Consider the following 20,524-nt stretch of genomic DNA (forward strand, 5'->3'; position numbering starts at 1 on the left):
AGACCAGACAGTGCGATTTTTTGCACATAACTGGTCTTTTCTTGCTCTTAACGCATGGTAACGAATTCTTCCGAGCCAGTTGGATGGATGGCTACAACGGCATCAAATTCTTCTTTGGTTGCTCCCATCTTGATGGCAACAGAGAAGCCTTGGATCATTTCATCAATACCGTAGCCGATTCCGTGTAATCCGACAACCTGTTCATTTTCTCCAACGGTTACCAATTTAAACTTAGCCATTTGGCGATTGCTTGCTAGGGCAGTGTACATGGAAGTGAAGGCTGATGTATAGACTTTGACCTTATCCTGACCAAATTTGGCGATGGCTTCTTCTTCGGTTAGACCGACTGTTCCGATAGCTGGATGAGAAAAGACAACAGTTGGGATAGTTGAATAATCCATTTTGGCAGTCGGTTTGTTGTTGAAGAGGCGTTCTGCCAACAAGCGACCTGCTTTGATAGCTACTGGGGTTAATTCTTTTTCACCTGTCACATCACCAAGGGCGTAAATGCCTGGGACACCAGTTTCTTGGTATTCATCAACGATGATATGACCAGATGGTGCGAGTTGCACACCAGCAGCTTCTAGGTTGAGCTTATCCACATTTGGCTTGCGTCCGATAGCCCAGAGAACCTGTTGAGCAGTATGGCTACTTCCATCTTCAAAGTTGATTTGAATTAAGCCATCCTCCGTTTTTTCTAGGCTGACAGGTGTTTTCCCAGTATGGAGAGGGAGGTTGGTACGCTCCATTTCTTCCATCAATGCTTGGATGATGTAGCTATCAAAATTACGAAGGGGGCGATTGCCACGTACAAAGAGGTCAGTTTTGACCCCAAGTCCGTGGAGGAGTCCAGCCATTTCCACAGCGATATAACCAGCACCAATCACAGCCACAGAAGAAGGTAATTCTTCCCATGCAAAGACATCGTCAGATACAATTCCTAGCTCACTACCAGGAATAGCAGGGACTGCCGGTTTGGCGCCAGTTGCAATGACAATGTGTTTTGCACGAATCAGCTCACCATTGACTTCAACCGTTTGATTGTCCACAAAACGTGCGAAACCCTGGATAACTTCTACTCCGTTATTGTTAAAAGTATTACCGTAGGATGCGCGTGAACGCTCAATATAGGCTTCGCGATTTTTACGCAAGGTGGCAAAATCAAAGGTCACTTCTTGGCTAGTAAATCCATATTCAGGTCCATAGTGGTGAATGGCTTCAGCCACTTGAGAACCGTACCACATAATTTTTTTGGGTACACAACCAAGGTTAACACAGGTCCCTCCTAGATAGCTTCCTTCGATCACAGCAGCCTTAGCCCCATAGATAGCAGCACGGTTCATAGTAGCAATACCCCCGCTACCTCCACCAATGGCAATAATATCAAATTCTTTCATGAGTTTTTCCCTTCTAAATAATAAACTGTCTTCATTCTACCCTTTTTTTATTTTTCAATCAAAAATCCGCTACGCTCTCTTACAAAATTGTAAGTTGGAAAAATGACGAACTTTTTATAAAATGTTTAAGAAAACACTTGCAAATATCTGTGTATTCGTGTATTATATAGACAATACAAAATAAATATGTTTTGAATAGAGAAGGAGTATCCATATGTTAAAGACAAAGAAAGCTAAAATTGCTTTGTTTAGTGGTCTTGGTGTTGCGGCTGTCGCCTTAATCGGTGGTGCCTTGGTATTTGGAGGTGTATTAGGCGGTTCCTCACCAATTTCTACAGAGCAAGTTGCGACTAGTTTGACCTATACAGTAGCTAAAGAGGGTTCGATTGCTTCATCGACCTTATTGACAGGAACGATTTCTGCAGCAGATGAGCAGTATGTTTACTATGATCCTTCTAAGGGAGATTTGAGTGAGGTTCTAGTTGCTCCAGGCACTCAGGTCGAAGTAGGCACCCCTTTGATTCGCTATGATGCTACAGAGTTGCAGTCTGCTTTGGATACTGCTGTTCGTGGGCGTGATAAGATTGGACGTCAGATTTATGATTTGAGAAACAATGGTCAGACTGTTCAAACAACGGGTGATGCTGCAACAGATGAAGCGGCAACAGCTGCAGCTCAACGTTCAGTAGATATGCAGTTGGCAGACTTGAATGATTCGTACGCAGATGCACAAGCTGCTGTGGATAAAGCGTATACAGCCTTGCAAGAAGCTACAGTTACAAGTACAGTAGCTGGTACGGTTGTTGAAGTAAATAAATCAGTTTCGAAGAGTTCAACTTCTAGTCAGACCGTTGTTCATATCGTCAACCAAGGTAGCCTACAAGTGACAGGAAATTTGACGGAATATGATTTGGCAAATATTGCAGTTGATCAAGAAGTAAAATTGACCAGCAAGGTATATCCTGATAAGTCTTGGACTGGAAAGATTACCTATATTTCAAATTATCCAGCAACAGATCAAACCGCAAGTGCAGTAGCAGGTGCAGGTGGTGGTTCAGGTGCCAAATATCCTTTCAAGGCTGCCTTGACCAGTGAATTGGGTGAATTGAAGCAAGGTTTTACTGTGAATATTGAAGTGGTCAATACTACCAACCATATTTTAATTCCTGTAACAGCAGTTGTACCAGAAGGCGATAAAAACTTTGTGTGGACCATTGTTGAAGGAAAAGCTAAAAAAGTGGAAGTAACGTTGGGAAATGCTGATGCTCTCAACCAAGAGGTGACAGGAGGTATTGCAGCAGGAGATCAGGTCATCACCATTCCAACTCCAGACCTTGAAGAAGGAAAAGAGGTTGAAGCCTATGAAGAACCAGCTAATTAGATTAACCAATATAAACAAATCCTATAAAAATGGTGACCAAGAACTTCGTGTCCTTAAGGATATAGATCTAGAGGTGGAAGAAGGGGAGTTTCTAGCCATTATGGGACCTTCAGGTTCGGGGAAATCAACCCTGATGAATATTATCGGTCTTCTCGATCGTTCAACAACTGGAAATTATTGGTTGGAAGGGGAAGAAGTCAGTCAACTGTCTGAGAAGAAATTAGCTTCCGTTCGTAATGACCAAATTGGTTTCGTCTTCCAACAATTCTTCCTGCTATCAAAACTCAATGCCCTTCAAAATGTTGAATTGCCTTTGATTTATGCAGGAGCTCCAGCCAATCAACGGAAAAAATTAGCTAAACGTTATTTGGAAAAAGTGGAGTTGGCTGAGCGGATGACTCACCTGCCATCTGAGCTATCAGGTGGACAGAAACAAAGGGTGGCTATTGCGCGTGCCTTGGTCAATACACCAGCTATTATCTTGGCGGATGAGCCAACAGGTGCCTTGGATACTAAAACAGGTGAGCAAATCATGGAACTCTTGACAGAGTTGAATAATGAAGGAAAGACCATTATCATGGTTACCCATGAGCCTGAAATTGCAGCCTATGCCAAACGTAAAATAGTCTTGCGTGACGGAATTATTACGGAAGATAGTAGAAGGGAGGAGGTATAGATGGAAAACTGGAAGTTTGCCCTAAAATCTATCCTAGCCCACAAGATGCGTTCCCTCTTGACTATGTTAGGTATTATCATTGGTGTCGCCTCGGTTGTCATCATTGTTGCAATGGGGAATGGTATGTCACGTAGCATTGAAAAATCTCTGGCAGGTGACCAAAATAATGTTCAGGTCTATTTTACTTCCTATATTGCTCCAGAAGGTGCAGGCTCAACTGGAATCTTTGGTAGTATTGGTGGCGGAGAAGTGTCAATGGAAGAAGAACCAGATTTGACAGACTCCATGCTACAAGGACTCTTAGAAATTGATGGAATTAGTAACTACTATATCAGTAATTCAAATATGGCAGAGGTTTCATTTGGAAACAAAAAGGCTGAGAATGTTAACATAAATGGGGTTAGTCAGTCATACTTTACTGTCAAGGAATTTGAAATCTTAGCAGGTCGTCAATTTACTGCCAATGATTATAGTCGTTTTTCTCGTATCATCATGTTGGATGTTGCCTTGGCTGAAAAATTATTTGGCTCCATCGAGGCTTCTCTAAACCAGACAGTTAGTGTCAATGACAATTCATACCTTGTTGTTGGTGTTTACAAAGATCCAAAAGCAGGCACAGCCCTCTACGGGATGAATTCTGGAGGGAATGCTGTCATGACCAATACACAGTTGGCTGCTGAAATAGGCATGAAAGAAAATAGTGGTCTGTATGTTCATGTTGATGATGTGAGTCGAGCTGGTGAAGTTGGTCAAGCTGCTGCAGATTATTTAACGAGAGTCACTGGCTTGAAAGAGGCAAGATACAACATCTATGATATGTCTGCTATGTTGGATGAGTTTAAGAGTCAGATGTCAGGCGTTACGATGTTCATTGGTGCGGTTGCGGGTATTTCCTTACTAGTCGGTGGTATCGGTGTTATGAACATTATGCTGGTATCTGTGACCGAGCGGACTCGTGAAATCGGTCTCCGTAAAGCTCTTGGAGCAACTCGAGGAAATATCTTGATGCAGTTCTTGATTGAAGCCATGGTTCTGACTACTTTGGGAGGAGCTATTGGATTAGCTATTGCTCAGGCAATTGTATTTCTTCTCAATGCCAGCAAGGCAATGGGTGAAACAATGACGGCTGAAATTTCAATTCCAGTTGTTCTGGGAAGTCTAGCATTTTCAGCAGCAGTCGGTATTGTCTTCGGCGTTCTTCCTGCTAATAAGGCTTCTAAGTTGGATCCAATTGAAGCTTTGCGCTATGAATAATCTATTGAAACGATTAGGTTTTCCTAGTCGTTTTATTTTTTGAGCAAATTGATTGACTATATCACTAATTAGAGATAAAATAAACGCATCAATTAAGAAATAGTGATTTAAAAGGAGAACACATCATGGTAGAATTAGGTATTTCAACATTTGGCGAAACAACTCCACTAGAAAAAACAGGGGAAACTTACAGCCACGACGAGCGGATTCGCCAGATAGTCAAAGAAATCGAACTAGCTGATGCGGTGGGACTTGATGTATATGGGATTGGGGAGCATCACCGAGAAGATTTTGCGGTTTCTGCACCTGAGATTGTGCTGGCAGCTGGTGCCGTCAATACCAAGCATATCAAGCTAACATCAGCAGTTTCAATCCTTTCCTCAATGGACCCTGTACGACTTTATCAGCAGTACACCACCATTGATGCTTTGTCAAATGGCAGAGCAGAAATCATGGCGGGTCGTGGTTCCTTTACGGAGTCTTTCCCCTTGTTTGGTTATGATCTCCATGACTATGAAGAACTCTTCGATGAAAAGTTGGACATGCTTCTGGAAATCGACAAGGAAACCAATCTCAAGTGGGATGGGCATTTTACTCAGTCAGTCGATAATAAGCCAGTCTATCCACGTCCTGTTCAGGAAGATTTTCCCATTTGGGTGGCAACTGGGGGCAATGTAGAATCCACCATCAAGATTGCTAAGAAGGGCTTGCCTATCGTGTATGCAGTCATTGGTGCAGGTGCCCATCGCTTTAAACCTTTAGTCGATGCTTATCGCAAGGTTGCTCGCAACTCAGGTCATGATCCAGAGAAAACGAAAGTTGCAGCCCATTCTTGGGGTTGGATTGCAGACGACCATGATAAGGCTGTGGAAGAATACTATCATCCAACCAAAGTAATTACGGACAATATTGCCAAAGACCGCCCACATTGGAGCGAGATGACCAAGGCGCAATATCTCTACTCTCTGACAGACGAAGGTGCAACCATCGTCGGAGATCCAAAACGAGTCGCTGAAAAAATTATCAAGACTATTGAAACACTTGACTTGGACCGTTTCTTCCTCCATCTCCCAATCGGCTCTATGCCACATGAAGATGTCCTCCGTGCTATCGAACTCTACGGAACAGAAGTCGCGCCAATTGTCCGAGAATATTTTGCAAAAAAAGAAGAGAATCAGTCCCAAGACTGATGAGATAGTTGATAGGAAGAGCTATACTATAGTCAATCCTAAATATTTTTCATAATCTCCTGAAAATCCTGACCATGTGGTCGGGATTTTTTGCATGCAAAAACACTCTTGGAATTTCCAAGAGTGTTTTAAGTAACGATGTTAAACAGTTTGTAATTTTTATTTCATTATCGGGAGTGACAAGGTCTACCAGACCTTGTCAGCCTGTTACCTATTTCATTGTAGGGAACAACAACACATCCCGAATAGTAGTGGTGTCTGTCAGGAGCATGCAGAGGCGGTCGATACCGATTCCGAGTCCACCTGTTGGTGGCATACCGTATTCAAGGGCTTCGATGTAGTCGTAGTCAACGCCTGTCGCTTCGTCGTCACCGAGTTCTTTAGCCTTGGCTTGGGCTTCGAAGCGTTCCAATTGGTCGATTGGGTCGTTCAATTCTGTAAAGGCGTTTCCGTATTCCTTGGTCATGATGAAGAGCTCGAAGCGGTCTGTGAAGCGTGGGTCTTCATCGTTTTTCTTAGCCAGTGGAGATACGGCTACTGGGTGACCATAGACAAAGGTTGGCTGGATAAGAGTTGCTTCAACGTATTCTTCAAAGAAGCTGTTGATGATTTGACCAACTTCTGTATGGTGTTTTTCCACAGGTACCTTATGCTCAGCTGCAAGGGCTTTGGCTTGCTCGAAGCTCATCTCTTGCCAGAAGTCTACGCCAGTTTGTTCCTTAATAGCATCAACCATATGAATCCGCTTGAATGGCTCGTGGATGTTAATGACCGTATCCTGATAAGTGACAGGTCCGTCGCCGACAACTGCTTTGGCAGTATGCTGGATAATGCCTTCGGTTAAATCCATGATGTCCAAGTAATCCGCGTAGGCTTGGTAAACCTCAATCGAAGTGAACTCAGGGTTGTGGGTCGCATCCATACCTTCGTTACGGAAGATACGACCGATTTCATAAACCCGTTCCATACCACCGACGATCAAGCGTTTGAGGTGGAGTTCTGTCGCGATACGAAGGACCATGTCAATGTTTTGGGCATTGTGGTGGGTGATGAATGGACGAGCCGCAGCACCACCAGCTTCATTGTGAAGGACAGGTGTTTCCACTTCCAAGAAACCAAGTCCGTCAAGATAACGGCGGATTTCTGAGATAATTTTTGAGCGGGTCACAAAGCGGTCAAAGCTCTCGCGGTTAGTAATCAAGTCCAAATAACGTTTGCGGTAGCGGGTCTCGATGTCTGTCAAACCGTGGAATTTTTCTGGCAATGGGCGGAGCGCTTTAGAAAGGTGAGTCAACTTGCGAGCATGGATAGACAACTCACCAACGTTTGTCTTGAAGACATCTCCCTCGACACCGATAAAGTCACCAAGGTCTGCTTTTTTGAAGATTTCATAATTTTCTTCGCCAACATCATCCTTACGAACGTAGATCTGAATCTGGCCTTCGCGGTCTTGAATGTGAGCAAAACCTGCCTTACCCTTACCACGCTTGGTCATAATACGACCTGCAATGATTGCTGTTTGCCCTAATTCTTCCAAGTCTTCTTTTGATTTGTCTTCGTACTGGGCCTTCAATTCAGCTGAATTTGCAGAACGCTCAAAACGTTTTCCAAATGGGTCAATGCCCTGTTCAGCAAGGGCCGTCATTTTTTCACGACGGACAATCTGTTGGTCATTTAATTCTTCAAAATATTCAGTTGACATAAAAATTTCATTCCTCCAAAGTCTGTTCTTTCTATTCTATCATAGAATAGGGAAAAAATCAGCATAAATTGCTAATAGGATAGGAAAAAACAGCAGAAAATTCTACTGTTTTGCTTTATAGCTGGTATCATTCCAAGCTAATTCTGTAAAGTTTTCGAAATCGCTTGTTTCTAAAATAGTAACCGATGCATTATCCAAACCACCTCGGTGACGCAGTTGGGCTGGTGGAAAACCAAGCAGGCGATGGATAGAAGCGGTTAGAAAGGCACCATGGCTGACGATGAGGACTGTTTCCAGGTTTTCTTCTTGAAGAGACTGGATAAAATCGACCATTCTCTGTGTGACCTGATGGACAGATTCGGCATCAAAGACATCGTGTTTAAATCGTGCTAGATTATGTTTGAGTGCCCAGGCTTGTTTAGGGTAGATGGCACGAAAAATTGCCATCTTGCTTCCTTCTAGTCTTCCAAAATTCCATTCACGCAGTTGTGGCGTAGCTAGAACGGTTTGGCAATGGTGATTGACTTTAGCAATTTCTTGGGCAGTTACCTGCGCACGTTGAAGGTCACTTGAGAAGATAGCATCAAAGGGGATTTCAGAAAGGTATTTGCCTAGTTTTTCCAAATCCTGATAGGATTCAGGCAAGAGAGCTGAATCACCAGAAGCTCCTTGAAAGCGTCCCTCCAAATTCCATTCGGTCTTACCGTGACGGACAAAGTAGATTTTCAAGTCTAGTCCCTCCCCTCGATCAAATCAGCAAAGTCAGCTTTTACAAAATCAGCTAAAACCTGACTATCAATTCGTATCGAGCGACCAATTTCACCAGCAGAGACAATCAAGTGACCGAGTTCAAGGGCAGACTGATCAATGTAGATTGGGAAATTATGCTTCTGACGAATACCCACGGGATTGTTGGCACCGTGAACATAGCCAGTTGTCTTTTCCAAGTCCTTTTGTGGAATCATACTCACTTTTTTATTGCCAGAGATTTTGGCTAATTTTTTCTCAGACAGGTGCTCAGTGATTGGGACGATTCCAATGACAGGCCCCGTTTTATCTCCACTTAATGCCAGTGTTTTGTAAATTTTATGTTCTTCAATTCCTGGTGGTAGTTGGCCATCAAGGGCATTTAAAACAAGGCTATCATGATCGATCTTAGCCTTGTCTAAAATTTGGTCCACCAAGGTTTTCTTAATCTTAACCTTTTTAGCCATTATTTATATTTTTCCTCCAGTTTGCTCATCCAAAGGCCTAGCCATGCTCCTAAGACAAAAAGAACAAGAGCAGCAAACCATGTAACAAAGTTTGATCCAGCATATGAAATTGACTCTTTGTTGCTTGCTTGTGGAATCAAAATTAGGAGAGTAGAAGATGAAACGATACCAATAATAAAGTGATAAACACGTGAATGGTATACTTTCAGGGCATGGTCCATTGCTTTTGAAAAGGTAACCATTGCAAGAACGCCACCGATTGCGATTGGTAGGAAGGTACCGAATAAATCAAGTGATTTGAATCCATTGAGCATTGGCGTGTAAATGCCCAAAATCAGCAAGAGATTTGACGGGCTGAGGCCAGGAACAAGTACCCCTAAAGCAATCAAGGCACCTGCCAAGACAAAACTTGCAAAGTTTGCTGGAATTGTTCCGACAAGATCGCTCAAATTGTAGAGCAAGAATCCTGAAATGATGAATGTCCCAATTAACCAAGCCAAATCAATGCTGTCGCGTTTGCTCTTTTGAGTTGATTCTTTAAGCAAACTAGGAATTGTTCCCACGATTGCCCCTGCAAAGGCCCACAAAACTGGGACTTGGAAATGTTGCAATAAATATTCAACAGGGAAAGAGAAGAGTGCGATTCCCAAAATTCCACCGATTCCTACAGGAACAAAATAAAGAAAGTTTTCCTTGAAATCTTTTCGAATATTTGCTAAAAATCCAATTAGTCGCTCATAAATTCCGAGGATAGCAGCGAGTACTCCCCCAGAGACACCAGGTAAGATAAAGCCGAGTGCGATAATCATACCTTTAATAATTCTTGAAATCCAAGAAGCCATAATTTCCTCCAAAATGTATTATAACGCTCCTATTATAGCATAAAGCAAGTAAAAATAATTAAAAAGACTGCCTGTTAGATAAAATCCAGCAGGCAGTTTTGGTTAAAGATTGTAAAAACCTGGTCTTGCTCTATAGAGTAAAATGAGCAGAATAGAGGCAATTGCAGTGGAAGGAAGAATATAGCTGATATTGTAGGTAAAGGAATAGAACCAGACAGGCATACCATCTGGAGCGTAGTCTGCGTAGAAAATAATTCCTGATAAGAAGGTGGCTATCAATCGGATGCTTCCTCCTAGAAAACTAGCCAGAGTAATGATGAGAGTAGCATTTTTTAGATTTTTTTGTTTGGATAGGGTGGGGGCCACTAAACCTGCTAAACCAATTCCGGCGTAAGAAAGTGCGTAGTCAAGAAAAACTTGAAAAACGTTTAGGAAGTAGCCACCGTAGAAAAGTTGAATGGTTCCGACAATACCACCAGTAAGAATACCCACCCCTAGTCCGTGGCGTAGAGAAAGCAGTAGGATTGGAAGCATGACTAAAGACACGGATCCACCTTGGGGCATTGTAAAGAGCGGGATTTTGTCAAAGACGAGGGCAATTGCAGAAAAGATAGCGACTTCGGCTAGGATGGGTAATTTTGATGTGGACATAAAAAGACTCCTCTGTAGATGGTCAACAAAGGAGTCTTTATAGCAGAGTATAGTATCATTCTATAAAGCACACAATTCCTACGCTAGTTTTAACTAGATCAGGTTCGAGGATTTCGCAGTTGCGATCTCAGCCGAAGCACTCCTTTGTGTATATGTAATTAGTGAAATTGTATCATTTTATTCGGGTGTTGTAAATAGTTTCTGATAAACTTCGTTAGGATCTTTGAGTGTAGTAATGAGGTTTAAATCCAAATGGTGTTCAAATCCGTTGACATACCCACGTGATGTGTATTGGTGGAGATCGTAATCCAAATCAGTATTTGGAGCGGCATTGTAGTAGCCAGAATCATCACCATATGTAGGAATCCAGACTGCATCGAATTTATCCACATTGATGCTGTGGTCTTCCATGAAATAGGTTCCAACGTAAATTCCAATGTTTTTAGCACCGAGAGTTTCTAACTCTTTTCGAAAAGCCTCCACTCCAGCATTCATATCATCCATGGTATATTCTTCAACGTCTAACCAATAGAAGGTTGGTTTGTATTTATTTGCGGCCTTATAAAAGCTTTGAGCTTCCTCCTGCATGCTCTTAATACTATTTCCCGTGACATAGGCATAGACAGCAACAGGGATATTTCTTGCTTGGAATTCTTTAATATGGGTATCAAAGGATTTATCTAACCCGTTTTTATCAGTCGCTGTATTTTCGTTTTTAGTGTGTGATCCACTTTGAATACGAACGATTGCGCCAGAAATATTTTTGCTAAGGGTATCGTAGTCAATTTCAGAAGGTCTCTGCCAAGCAGAAACGTCGACGATAGGTTTCATTTCGAGCGCATTTGCAATGTAATAACTTGAGCTAGAATTTGTTGTTTTAGAACTTGTACTGGTGTTTGATTGTGTGACTGCGGGTTCGTTAGCTACCTCCGTCTTATTTACAGTATTTCCAGTCACCCCAGTGATGAAAATAAGAGCAAAGAAGAATAGGAAAAAACCAACAACAATCATCGGATTTAGTTTCTTTCTCATCTCATCAATTCTACCGTAAAATCATGAAAAAATCAAAAAAATACGATTCAAGAAATAGTAAAAGATTATCTGAACTTGACATAATAAAGGGAATAGGGTAGGCTAAATTGGTATGCATGACAAAAGTGAAAAAGTAAGACGTGTTAGTCAGCTAGTTGTTCTGTCCTCTTTGACGATTGTTTTAAGGGTGGTTTTTGGGCCATTTCCCAATATAAAGCCTCTCACGGCTATTTTCCTCATTGTTCTGTCCTATTTCAGTTTGCTGGAGAGCTGGATATTGATGATACTAGTGATGGTAGGGAGTGGCTTGCTATTTGGATTTGGCACAGTTGTTTTGTGGCAAGTTCTTAGTTTGGCTTTTATCCAATTTATATGGTGGTTGGCAATCGGTCCTTTTATCAAAAAAGAGAACATTCCCTTGTGGCTACAGAGTCTTCTGGCGGGGCTTCTTGTCTTTTTGTATGGGCTAACGATAAGTTTTTTATCTGCTACACAGTTTGGGATTTCCCCTATCGTCTTCTGGCTTAATGGTCTAGTCTTTGATAGTTTACACGCTGCTTCAACAGTTTTGTTTTATCCAATTATTGATTATATTTTTAGGAGATTTTATAAATGAAAAAAATTAGTCTTATGTTGACGGTTGTCTTCTCGCTCTTCTTGGCTGCTTGTACAAACACTACTGAGAAACAGAGTAACTCTACTATTGAAGTCACTTTGCAGATTACAACCAAGGACAAAGAGAATCGTCAGGAAGTTACTGCGGAAGAAGGTGATAGTGTCATGGATGTGCTTAAAGAACATCATGACATTGTAGAAGACAATGGTTTGATAACAGAAATTGATGGTGTTAGCCAAGATGCGAGTACCAATACATACTGGATGTATAAAGTTAATGGCCAAATGGCTGATAAAGGGGCGAAAGACCTTACAGTTGCGAATGGGGATGAAATTGAATTTTATCTTGAAACATTTGAATAGATATGAAAGGCTTCGGCCTTTTTCTTGTCGACAAAAGTTAGTTCCGAATGTTTGCAGAGCAACTTAGAAAGTGATAAGTATTTTTATACAAAGTATGCTATAATAAGAGCTATACTCGAAGAAGGTTGGATAAGCAATGAAGATTGACAAACGCCAGTTGTTGAATTACTCTATACTGATTCCCTATCTCATCTTATCGGTGATTGGGTTGGTCATGGTCTATTCGACAACCAGTGCTACGCAAATTATTAATGGTGGAAATCCATTTAGAACAGTGATTAACCAGGCAGGATTCTGGATTGTCAGCTTGGTAGCAATCTATACGATTTATCGTATGAAATTAAGTTTTCTACGCAAGAAAGCTGTTATCTATTCGGTTATTTTGGTAGAAGTATTTCTGTTAGCTATCTCTCGGTTGTTTCCTCCGATTAACGGGGCTCATGGCTGGATTCCTCTGCCGATCGCAGGAACCTTGCAGCCGGCAGAATATTTGAAATTAATTATCATCTGGTATCTGGCACATGAGTTTGCAAAACAACAGGCGGATATTCGGACTTATGACTATGTATCGTTGATTAAAGGAAGTTGGATTCCGAAAGAGTTTACAGATTGGCGGGTGGTCAGTCTGCTCCTCCTTGGTCTAGTTGCGACACTGCCAGACTTGGGGAATGCGACGATTATTGTGCTGATTATGGTCGTGATGATCAGTGTGAGTGGGATTGCCTATCGCTGGTTTTCAACAGCGGTTTTGGGAATTGTGGCCGCCTCAACAGTTATTCTAGGAACGATTCGTATTTTGGGTGTAGAAACGGTGGAAAAAATTCCGCTCTTTGGTTATATTGCTCGTCGTTTTGCGGCCTATTTTGATCCATTTGGTAATGCCACCAACTCAGGTCTTCAATTGACTCATTCTTACTATGCGATGAGTAACGGTGGATGGCTTGGACGTGGCTTGGGAAATTCGATTGAGAAAAAGGGGTATCTACCAGAGGCCCACACCGACTTTGCGTTTTCGATTGTCATTGAAGAACTCGGTTTTGTCGGAGCTAGTTTAATTCTAGCCTTATTGTTCTTTTTGATTATTCGAATTATTATTGTAGGCGTCCGTGCTCGTAGTCCATTTAATGCGATGATGGCACTTGGAATGGCAGGTATGCTTCTGATTCAAACATTTGTCAATATCGGAGGAATTTCAGGAATTATTCCTGCAACGGGGGTAACTTTCCCCTTCTTGTCACAGGGGGGATCGAGTCTTTTGATTATTTCCATCGGGATAGGGTTTGTTCTGAATATTGATGCTAGTGAAAAACGTCGATTAATTGAAGAAGAAATAGAGCGTACGCTAATTTAGAGATAGGAAAGAGGTAGGAGATGGCTATTCAAAAATTAGAAAACTATAACAACAAGGAAGCAATCCGTGAAGAAGTAACGATTCTAACATCTATTTTGGAAGAAGTAGCAGCCCAAATGATGCCTGCAGAGACTTTTGCTAAAATTGTAGAATTATCTCAATTGTCTCGTCAGGATGATTATCAGGCATTGATTGCTATTATCAGTCAGTTGAATAATGATGAACTAGCAGTTATTTCTAGATACTTTGCTGTTTTGCCACTTTTGATTAATATATCAGAAGATGTTGACTTGGCCTATGAAATCAACCATCAAAACAATATTGATCAAGATTATCTTGGCAAGATTTCAACAACAATTGATATGGTTTCCAAACAAGAAAATGCAGCTGAAATCCTTGAAAAGTTGAATGTTGTTCCAGTCTTGACAGCCCATCCTACTCAGGTTCAACGCCAGTCTATGCTTGATTTAACCAAGCATATTCATGAGTTGCTTCGTCGTTATCGCGATGTAAAATTGGGCTTGCTCAATAAAAACAAATGGGAAGATGAGCTCCGTTGTTACATTGAAATTATCATGCAGACGGATATGATTCGTGAGAAGAAGTTGAAGGTAACCAACGAAATCACAAACGTTATGGAGTATTACAATTCTTCCTTTATTAAGGCTGTCACTAAGTTGCAGCGGGAATACAAACGTTTGGCCGCTGAGAAAGGAATCGTCTTAAATAATCCTCGTCCAATTACAATGGGGATGTGGATCGGGGGAGACCGTGATGGAAATCCATTTGTTACTGCAGAGACCTTGAAGCTGTCAGCCTTGACTCAGTGTGAAGTTATTATGAATTATTACGATGAGCAACTCTATAAACTCTATCGGAATTTTTCGCTCTCGACTTCCATTGTAAATGTATCTACAGCGGTTAAGATGCTGGCGGATTTATCTGAAGATAGTTCTGTCTACCGTGAAAATGAGCCTTATCGTCGTGCTTTTCACTATATTCAGATGAAACTTGCAAATACAAGAGATTATCTAGTTCACAATAAGCCGTCAGATGTTCGCTATAGTAATGTAGCCGAGTTTAAAGCTGATTTATTAGCCATCAAACAATCTTTGGTCGAAAATAAATCTATGGCGCTATTGAAAGGTGATTTTACAGAATTGCTTGAAGCGGTTGAAGCGTTTGGTTTCTACCTAGCTAGTATCGATATGCGCCAAGACTCTTCTATTCATGAAGCAAGTGTTGCGGAACTATTGGCTTCTGCCCGTATCGTAGAAGACTACTCCAGTTTATCTGAGGAAGCTAAATGCCATGTTCTTTTGAAACAGTTGGAAACTGATCCACGCATTCTTTCTGCAACGCACGTACCAAAGTCAGAACAATTAGAAAAAGAATTGGCTATCTTTGCTGCTGCGCGTGAATTGAAAGATAAGCTAGGTGAGGAAATCATCAAGCAACATATTATTTCACACTCGGAGAGTGTTTCTGATTTGCTGGAATTAGCTGTCCTATTAAAAGAAGTTGGTCTAGTAGATGTCGATAAGGCCCGTGTTCAGATTGTTCCACTTTTTGAGACAATCGAGGACTTAGATAATGCACCTGATACCATGCGTCAATATCTGCAATTAGATTTAGCGAAACGTTGGATTGCAGGCAATAAATACTACCAAGAAATCATGCTTGGCTACTCAGATTCCAACAAGGATGGTGGCTACCTATCCTCCGGCTGGACACTCTACAAAGCACAGAATGAATTGACGCAAATCGGTCAAGACTACGGAGTAAACATCACCTTCTTCCACGGTCGCGGAGGTACTGTTGGTCGTGGTGGTGGTCCTTCCTACGATGCGATTACATCTCAGCCATTTGGTTCTATCAAGGACCGGCTTCGTTTGACAGAACAAGGCGAAGTGATAGGCAATAAATACGGTAACAAAGACGCAGCCTACTATAATTTAGAAATGCTGGTATCTGCAACGCTTGACCGTATGGTCACACAAATGATTACCGATCCAAATGAAATCGATGGCTATCGCGAAACCATGGATGAGATTGTATCAGATAGCTATCGTATTTATAGAGATCTTGTGTTCAATAATCCACATTTTTATGATTATTTCTTTGCCGCTAGTCCAATTCGTGAAGTATCAAGCCTGAACATTGGCTCACGTCCAGCGGCTCGAAAAACCATCACAGAAATTGGTGGTTTGCGTGCGATTCCATGGGTATTCTCCTGGTCACAAAACCGTGTCATGTTGCCAGGTTGGTATGGAGTTGGTTCAAGTTTCAAACGCTTTATCGATAAGCATCCTGATAATTTGTCTAAGTTACAAAAAATGTACGAATCTTGGCCATTCTTCCGTTCACTTCTATCAAACGTGGATATGGTATTGTCTAAATCCAATATGAATATCGCATTTGAATATGCTAAAATGTGTGAAAGCGAAGAGGTACGAAATATCTTCCATGTCATTTTAGATGAATGGCAGTTGACCAAAGAAATCATTTTATCAATCGAGCAAAATGATGAGCTTTTAGCAGAACTACCGTTCCTAAAAGCCAGTCTTGATTATCGCATGCCTTATTTCAATGTGCTCAACTATATTCAGATTGAATTAATTCATCGTCTTCGTCGTGGAGAATTGAGCAAAGAACAAGAGAATCTCATTCATATTACCATCAATGGTGTGGCGACAGGTTTGCGCAACTCAGGTTAATACCACTACAAAACAACTTCTTTGGAGGTTGTTTTTTTTATGTATAATAATATCAGAAAGGTGTAACCAATCGTCAATTCATTCGTTTTATTAGTGAAAGGAGGAGATAAGTATCAAACTGGATCAATATGAAAAAGAAGTCATTGGTATTGCTGATGAGATTTCCTACTATCTGCAAAAATCAGGAGCCAGTCCAGCTGACAGTCAGGATATTGCCCAAGATGTATTGGTCAAATTGCTTGAATCTGATATTGTCCTTCCTTTCGAAAAACTAAGAGCTTGGCTTTACCGTTCTGCAGTTCGGGCTTACATTGACAAATACAGGAGAGACAAGCGCTACCATGAAATTTTACAAAAGGAGTTTTTTAGACCTGAAAATTTTTTGATCTATGACCAAGAGGGGCATGATGAGCTCTATCAAGCAGTTGCAGACCTGCCAGAAAAATACCAGCAAGTGATTGACCTCTATTATTTTCAAGATATGAGTGTCAAAGAAGTTGCCCATATCTTAGGGACTGGTCAAAGTTGGGTGAAAATTATCCTTTACCGCGGACGCAAGCAGTTGAGGAAAATACTAGAAGAGAGAGGATACGACTATGAAGACTTTTGAAGAAGTGACAAAAAAGAGTAAGCGGAAAAATTTATGGAAAACAATAGGGCTATCATCGCTCATCGGTTTTATATTATTATTGATTGGCGTTCAAACCGTAAAAATAATTGTCGGTGCACGAGAAGGTCGTGAGGTGTGGGAACAAACGATGCTAATGGAAATCGCCTATCCAAATATAAATCATGATGGCATTAAAATCCAAAGCACGAGTTATGTATCTGGAAAGCTCTACTTCGATTTGTACAAGGATTTAGACGGTGTTCCAATGGCTTTTGGTCAGCACGAAATTTACTATGACCTGTTTGATAGTCATTATGACTTTGCCCAGCATATACCTGGGAATACTTTCAAATACCTATATGATCATACAACCAATACCAAGGTACCCGTTTTTTACAATAAGAATCAGATTGTGTGGAGTGAGTCAGAGATTGCTGAAGAATTACCATATCTAAGAGAAATGAGCGGTCAACTAGTAGAAGTGGCTATTTCCTTTGATAAGAAGTACAGCTTGGCAAAAATCAAGGAGATGATTCCTAGCAACCTCAAGCAAAATTGGTATTGGATAGGGACAGAAGGAAAGCAGAGTACCCATTACTATCGTCCAGAGCAACTTTTGGGATTAGAGCCAGAGGATATTCAACTGGTCTTTTCGGCCATGCCAGAAGACTATATGACAGGTATGGACTTTATGAAAGAGTTCTTAGAATCGGGAGATCAGAAACGAGCGCAGTATTTGGACATACCAGTGGATGACTTGCAAGCCTTTGTTGATAAGTTTGGTAACACCGACTTTACCAAACAAGAAGAGATTGATCAGTTGGAGTTCGCAGGCATTATCCTGACAGGAAAAGCAGAAGACTTTGCTCAGTTGGAAGGCAAGGACTGGATCTATGCTTCTAGTATCGGAGCCTCCGTCCAAAACCAACCATATTATTGACTGTGGGAGAAGTAGCAAGGATGCCTGATTGATCAGGAGGTGCTTTTGGAAAAAGCAGAGCAGGTCGTTTGTTTCTATCTTCTGTGACATTTCTCCCCTGAAGGCTTCAAAAGAAAAGCAGACTGTTCAGCTTGAAAGAGGGAGGAAAGCCAGCAGGAAACGGCAATAAATTAAAAAACGATAGAAAATGCTTGCATTTCTGCTACAATTTGATAGAATAGTAAGGTAAAGTTAGACTGTATTGCCTACTGTCTATCTATAAAATATATTTTATTGGAGGCTTTTACCAAAATGGCAAAAGAAAAATACGATCGTAGTAAACCACACGTTAACATTGGTACAATTGGACACGTTGACCACGGTAAAACTACTTTGACAGCAGCTATCACAACTGTATTGGCACGTCGCTTGCCTTCATCAGTTAACCAACCTAAAGACTATGCGTCTATCGATGCTGCTCCAGAAGAGCGCGAGCGCGGTATCACTATCAACACTGCACACGTTGAGTACGAAACTGAAAAACGTCACTATGCTCACATCGACGCTCCAGGACACGCGGACTACGTTAAAAACATGATCACTGGTGCTGCTCAGATGGACGGTGCGATCCTTGTAGTAGCTTCAACTGACGGTCCAATGCCACAAACTCGTGAGCACATCCTTCTTTCACGTCAGGTTGGTGTTAAACACCTTATCGTCTTCATGAACAAAGTTGACTTGGTTGACGATGAAGAATTGCTTGAGTTGGTTGAAATGGAAATCCGTGACCTTCTTTCAGAATACGATTTCCCAGGTGATGATCTTCCAGTTATCCAAGGTTCAGCTCTTAAAGCTCTTGAAGGTGACTCTAAGTACGAAGACATCGTTATGGAATTGATGAACACAGTTGATGAGTACATTCCAGAACCAGAACGCGACACTGACAAACCATTGTTGCTTCCAGTCGAGGACGTATTCTCAATCACTGGTCGTGGTACTGTAGCTTCAGGACGTATCGACCGTGGTACTGTTCGTGTCAACGACGAAATCGAAATCGTTGGTCTTCAAGAAGAAAAATCTAAAGCAGTTGTTACTGGTGTTGAAATGTTCCGTAAACAACTTGACGAAGGTCTTGCCGGCGATAACGTTGGTGTGCTTCTTCGTGGTGTACAACGTGATGAAATCGAACGTGGTCAAGTTATCTCTAAACCAGGTTCTATCAACCCACACACTAAATTCAAAGGTGAAGTTTACATCCTTACTAAAGAAGAAGGTGGACGTCACACTCCATTCTTCGACAACTACCGTCCACAGTTCTACTTCCGTACAACTGACGTAACTGGTTCAATCAAATTGCCAGAAGGTACTGAAATGGTAATGCCTGGTGATAACGTTACTATCGACGTTGAATTGATCCACCCAATCGCCGTTGAACAAGGTACTACTTTCTCTATCCGTGAAGGTGGACGTACTGTTGGTTCAGGTATGGTTACAGAAATCGAAGCTTAATTCGATTGAGTTCCCAGAAATAACAATTATAGTCAGACAACTTAATTGTAACTCTCTACTTTCGGGTAGAGAGTTTTTCTGTAAGTATTCATAAAATGCACAGAAATTCTTTAATCTTAGCTAAGTTTATGCTATAATGTACCTTGTACAATAAATATAGAAGAGGTAAGTGAAATGTCACGTAAACCAATCATTGCCGGTAACTGGAAAATGAACAAAAATCCTCAAGAAGCACAAGCTTTCGTTGAGGCAATTGCAGGAAAATTGCCTGCAGGCGACAAAATTGAAGCTGCTATCGCAGCTCCAGCTGTAGATTTGAACGCTCTCTTGTGGTTCGCTAAAGATTCTGAATTGAAAGTTGCTGCTCAAAACTGCTACTTTGAAGATGCTGGTGCCTTCACTGGTGAAACATCTCCAAAAGTATTGGCTGAAATGGGTGTTAACTATGTTGTTATCGGTCACTCAGAGCGTCGTGATTACTTCCACGAAACTGATGAAGATATTAATAAAAAAGCTCATGCAATCTTCCGTAACGGTTTGACTCCAATCATCTGTTGTGGTGAGTCACTTGAAACTTACGAAGCTGGTAAAGCAGTAGAATTTGTAGGTGCACAAGTTTCTGCAGCTTTGAAAGACTTGACTGCTGAACAAGTAGCATCACTTGTTATTGCTTATGAGCCAATCTGGGCAATCGGTACTGGTAAATCAGCTACTAAAGATGATGCACAAAACATGTGTAAAGCTGTTCGTGACGTTGTTGCTGCTGATTTCGGTCAAGAAGTTGCAGACAAAGTTCGTGTTCAATACGGTGGTTCTGTAAACCCATCAAACGTTGCTGAATACATGGCTTGTCCAGACGTTGACGGTGCACTTGTTGGTGGTGCTTCACTTGAAGCAGAAAGCTTTTTGGCATTGTTGAACTTTTAATATAGACAATATGTAAAGACCCCCAGTTGAGAATTCGTGGATTTACCTGTACACTAGAATAAAAAAACAATCAACTTCTAACAGGAATTACCACACTCAATTGGAGGTCTTATATGTTTCATTTTACCACACTTTTCATCGGAATGGATGTTCACAAAGAAAGTTTTTCACTCT

At 41.4% G+C, this 20,524-nt stretch carries 19 protein-coding genes and 1 riboswitch; of the genes, 12 read left to right on the forward strand and 7 right to left on the reverse strand.

Features of this window, described 5'->3' with window-relative positions:
- Window positions 1-47: 47 nt before the first annotated feature.
- The gene (gene gorA, locus ODU55_RS03300) at window positions 48-1,397 is read right to left on the reverse strand and encodes a glutathione-disulfide reductase (RefSeq protein ID WP_398581862.1); all 1,350 of its coding nucleotides are present in this window, start codon (window positions 1,395-1,397) and stop codon (window positions 48-50) included.
- Between the two features lie 214 nt (window positions 1,398-1,611).
- On the opposite strand from gorA, the gene ODU55_RS03305 reads away from it, so the two are divergent.
- The 4 genes from ODU55_RS03305 to ODU55_RS03320 all read left to right on the forward strand — a co-directional run bounded on the left by ODU55_RS03305 (window position 1,612) and on the right by ODU55_RS03320 (window position 5,898).
- Entirely contained in the window at window positions 1,612-2,778 is a 1,167-nt protein-coding gene (locus ODU55_RS03305) for an efflux RND transporter periplasmic adaptor subunit (RefSeq protein WP_398581863.1), read from the forward strand.
- A complete protein-coding gene (locus tag ODU55_RS03310) occupies window positions 2,759-3,454 on the forward strand; it encodes an ABC transporter ATP-binding protein (RefSeq protein ID WP_398581864.1) in 696 nt (231 codons plus the stop codon). Before ODU55_RS03305 ends, ODU55_RS03310 begins: the two co-directional genes overlap by 20 nt.
- A complete protein-coding gene (locus ODU55_RS03315; RefSeq protein WP_398581865.1) occupies window positions 3,455-4,708 on the forward strand; it encodes an ABC transporter permease in 1,254 nt (417 codons plus the stop codon). It begins immediately after the preceding gene.
- Window positions 4,709-4,833: 125 nt separating this feature from the next.
- Window positions 4,834-5,898 (forward strand): LLM class flavin-dependent oxidoreductase, encoded by a 1,065-nt coding sequence (locus tag ODU55_RS03320; protein WP_398581866.1) that lies wholly within the window; start codon window positions 4,834-4,836, stop codon window positions 5,896-5,898.
- 211 nt (window positions 5,899-6,109) lie between these two features.
- Here the strand turns inward: ODU55_RS03320 and lysS are convergent, their stop codons facing one another.
- The 6 genes from lysS to ODU55_RS03350 form a co-directional block, all read right to left on the reverse strand.
- On the reverse strand, window positions 6,110-7,600 hold the full coding sequence (gene lysS, locus ODU55_RS03325; RefSeq protein WP_398581867.1) for a lysine--tRNA ligase: 1,491 nt from the start codon (window positions 7,598-7,600) through the stop codon (window positions 6,110-6,112).
- A 102-nt stretch (window positions 7,601-7,702) separates the two neighbouring features.
- The gene (locus ODU55_RS03330) at window positions 7,703-8,329 is read right to left on the reverse strand and encodes a histidine phosphatase family protein (RefSeq protein ID WP_398581868.1); all 627 of its coding nucleotides are present in this window, start codon (window positions 8,327-8,329) and stop codon (window positions 7,703-7,705) included.
- A 2-nt stretch (window positions 8,330-8,331) separates the two neighbouring features.
- The gene (locus ODU55_RS03335) at window positions 8,332-8,814 is read right to left on the reverse strand and encodes an aminoacyl-tRNA deacylase (RefSeq protein ID WP_398581869.1); all 483 of its coding nucleotides are present in this window, start codon (window positions 8,812-8,814) and stop codon (window positions 8,332-8,334) included.
- On the reverse strand, window positions 8,814-9,656 hold the full coding sequence (locus ODU55_RS03340; RefSeq protein ID WP_398581870.1) for a DUF368 domain-containing protein: 843 nt from the start codon (window positions 9,654-9,656) through the stop codon (window positions 8,814-8,816). The genes ODU55_RS03335 and ODU55_RS03340 overlap by 1 nt, the downstream gene beginning before the upstream one ends.
- A gap of 102 nt (window positions 9,657-9,758) precedes the next feature.
- The gene (gene thiT, locus ODU55_RS03345) at window positions 9,759-10,307 is read right to left on the reverse strand and encodes an energy-coupled thiamine transporter ThiT (protein WP_398581871.1); all 549 of its coding nucleotides are present in this window, start codon (window positions 10,305-10,307) and stop codon (window positions 9,759-9,761) included.
- Window positions 10,308-10,365: 58 nt separating this feature from the next.
- Window positions 10,366-10,461, reverse strand: a riboswitch (TPP riboswitch).
- Window positions 10,462-10,484: 23 nt separating this feature from the next.
- Entirely contained in the window at window positions 10,485-11,339 is an 855-nt protein-coding gene (locus ODU55_RS03350) for a glycoside hydrolase family 25 protein (protein WP_398581872.1), read from the reverse strand.
- A gap of 280 nt (window positions 11,340-11,619) precedes the next feature.
- Between ODU55_RS03350 and ODU55_RS03355 the strand changes: the two genes are divergently transcribed.
- From ODU55_RS03355 to tpiA, 8 genes are all read left to right on the forward strand, one after another.
- A complete protein-coding gene (locus ODU55_RS03355) occupies window positions 11,620-11,955 on the forward strand; it encodes a preprotein translocase YidC (protein WP_398581873.1) in 336 nt (111 codons plus the stop codon).
- Entirely contained in the window at window positions 11,952-12,317 is a 366-nt protein-coding gene (locus ODU55_RS03360) for a DUF4430 domain-containing protein (RefSeq protein WP_398581874.1), read from the forward strand. Before ODU55_RS03355 ends, ODU55_RS03360 begins: the two co-directional genes overlap by 4 nt.
- Window positions 12,318-12,453: 136 nt before the next feature.
- A complete protein-coding gene (gene ftsW / locus ODU55_RS03365; protein WP_011922075.1) occupies window positions 12,454-13,668 on the forward strand; it encodes a cell division peptidoglycan polymerase FtsW in 1,215 nt (404 codons plus the stop codon).
- Window positions 13,669-13,688: 20 nt separating this feature from the next.
- Complete coding sequence (ppc, locus tag ODU55_RS03370; RefSeq protein WP_024395659.1) at window positions 13,689-16,385, forward strand: phosphoenolpyruvate carboxylase; 2,697 nt, start codon at window positions 13,689-13,691, stop codon at window positions 16,383-16,385.
- A gap of 106 nt (window positions 16,386-16,491) precedes the next feature.
- Window positions 16,492-16,995, forward strand: a complete 504-nt coding sequence (locus ODU55_RS03375) for an RNA polymerase sigma factor (protein ID WP_398581877.1) — start codon at window positions 16,492-16,494, stop codon at window positions 16,993-16,995.
- Window positions 16,982-17,935, forward strand: coding sequence for an anti sigma factor C-terminal domain-containing protein (locus ODU55_RS03380; protein ID WP_398581875.1), 954 nt, complete (start codon window positions 16,982-16,984; stop codon window positions 17,933-17,935). The genes ODU55_RS03375 and ODU55_RS03380 overlap by 14 nt, the downstream gene beginning before the upstream one ends.
- Before the next feature lie 291 nt (window positions 17,936-18,226).
- Window positions 18,227-19,423 carry an elongation factor Tu gene (gene tuf / locus ODU55_RS03385; RefSeq protein WP_012775011.1) on the forward strand — a complete coding sequence of 399 codons (1,197 nt, stop codon included), beginning with the start codon at window positions 18,227-18,229 and terminating at the stop codon, window positions 19,421-19,423.
- A gap of 174 nt (window positions 19,424-19,597) precedes the next feature.
- Entirely contained in the window at window positions 19,598-20,350 is a 753-nt protein-coding gene (gene tpiA / locus ODU55_RS03390) for a triose-phosphate isomerase (protein ID WP_004298713.1), read from the forward strand.
- The last annotated feature ends 174 nt before the right edge of the window (window positions 20,351-20,524 follow it).

The sequence above is a fragment of the Streptococcus sp. 2022WUSS037 genome (genome assembly GCF_044427225.1).
GTDB lineage: Bacteria > Bacillota > Bacilli > Lactobacillales > Streptococcaceae > Streptococcus.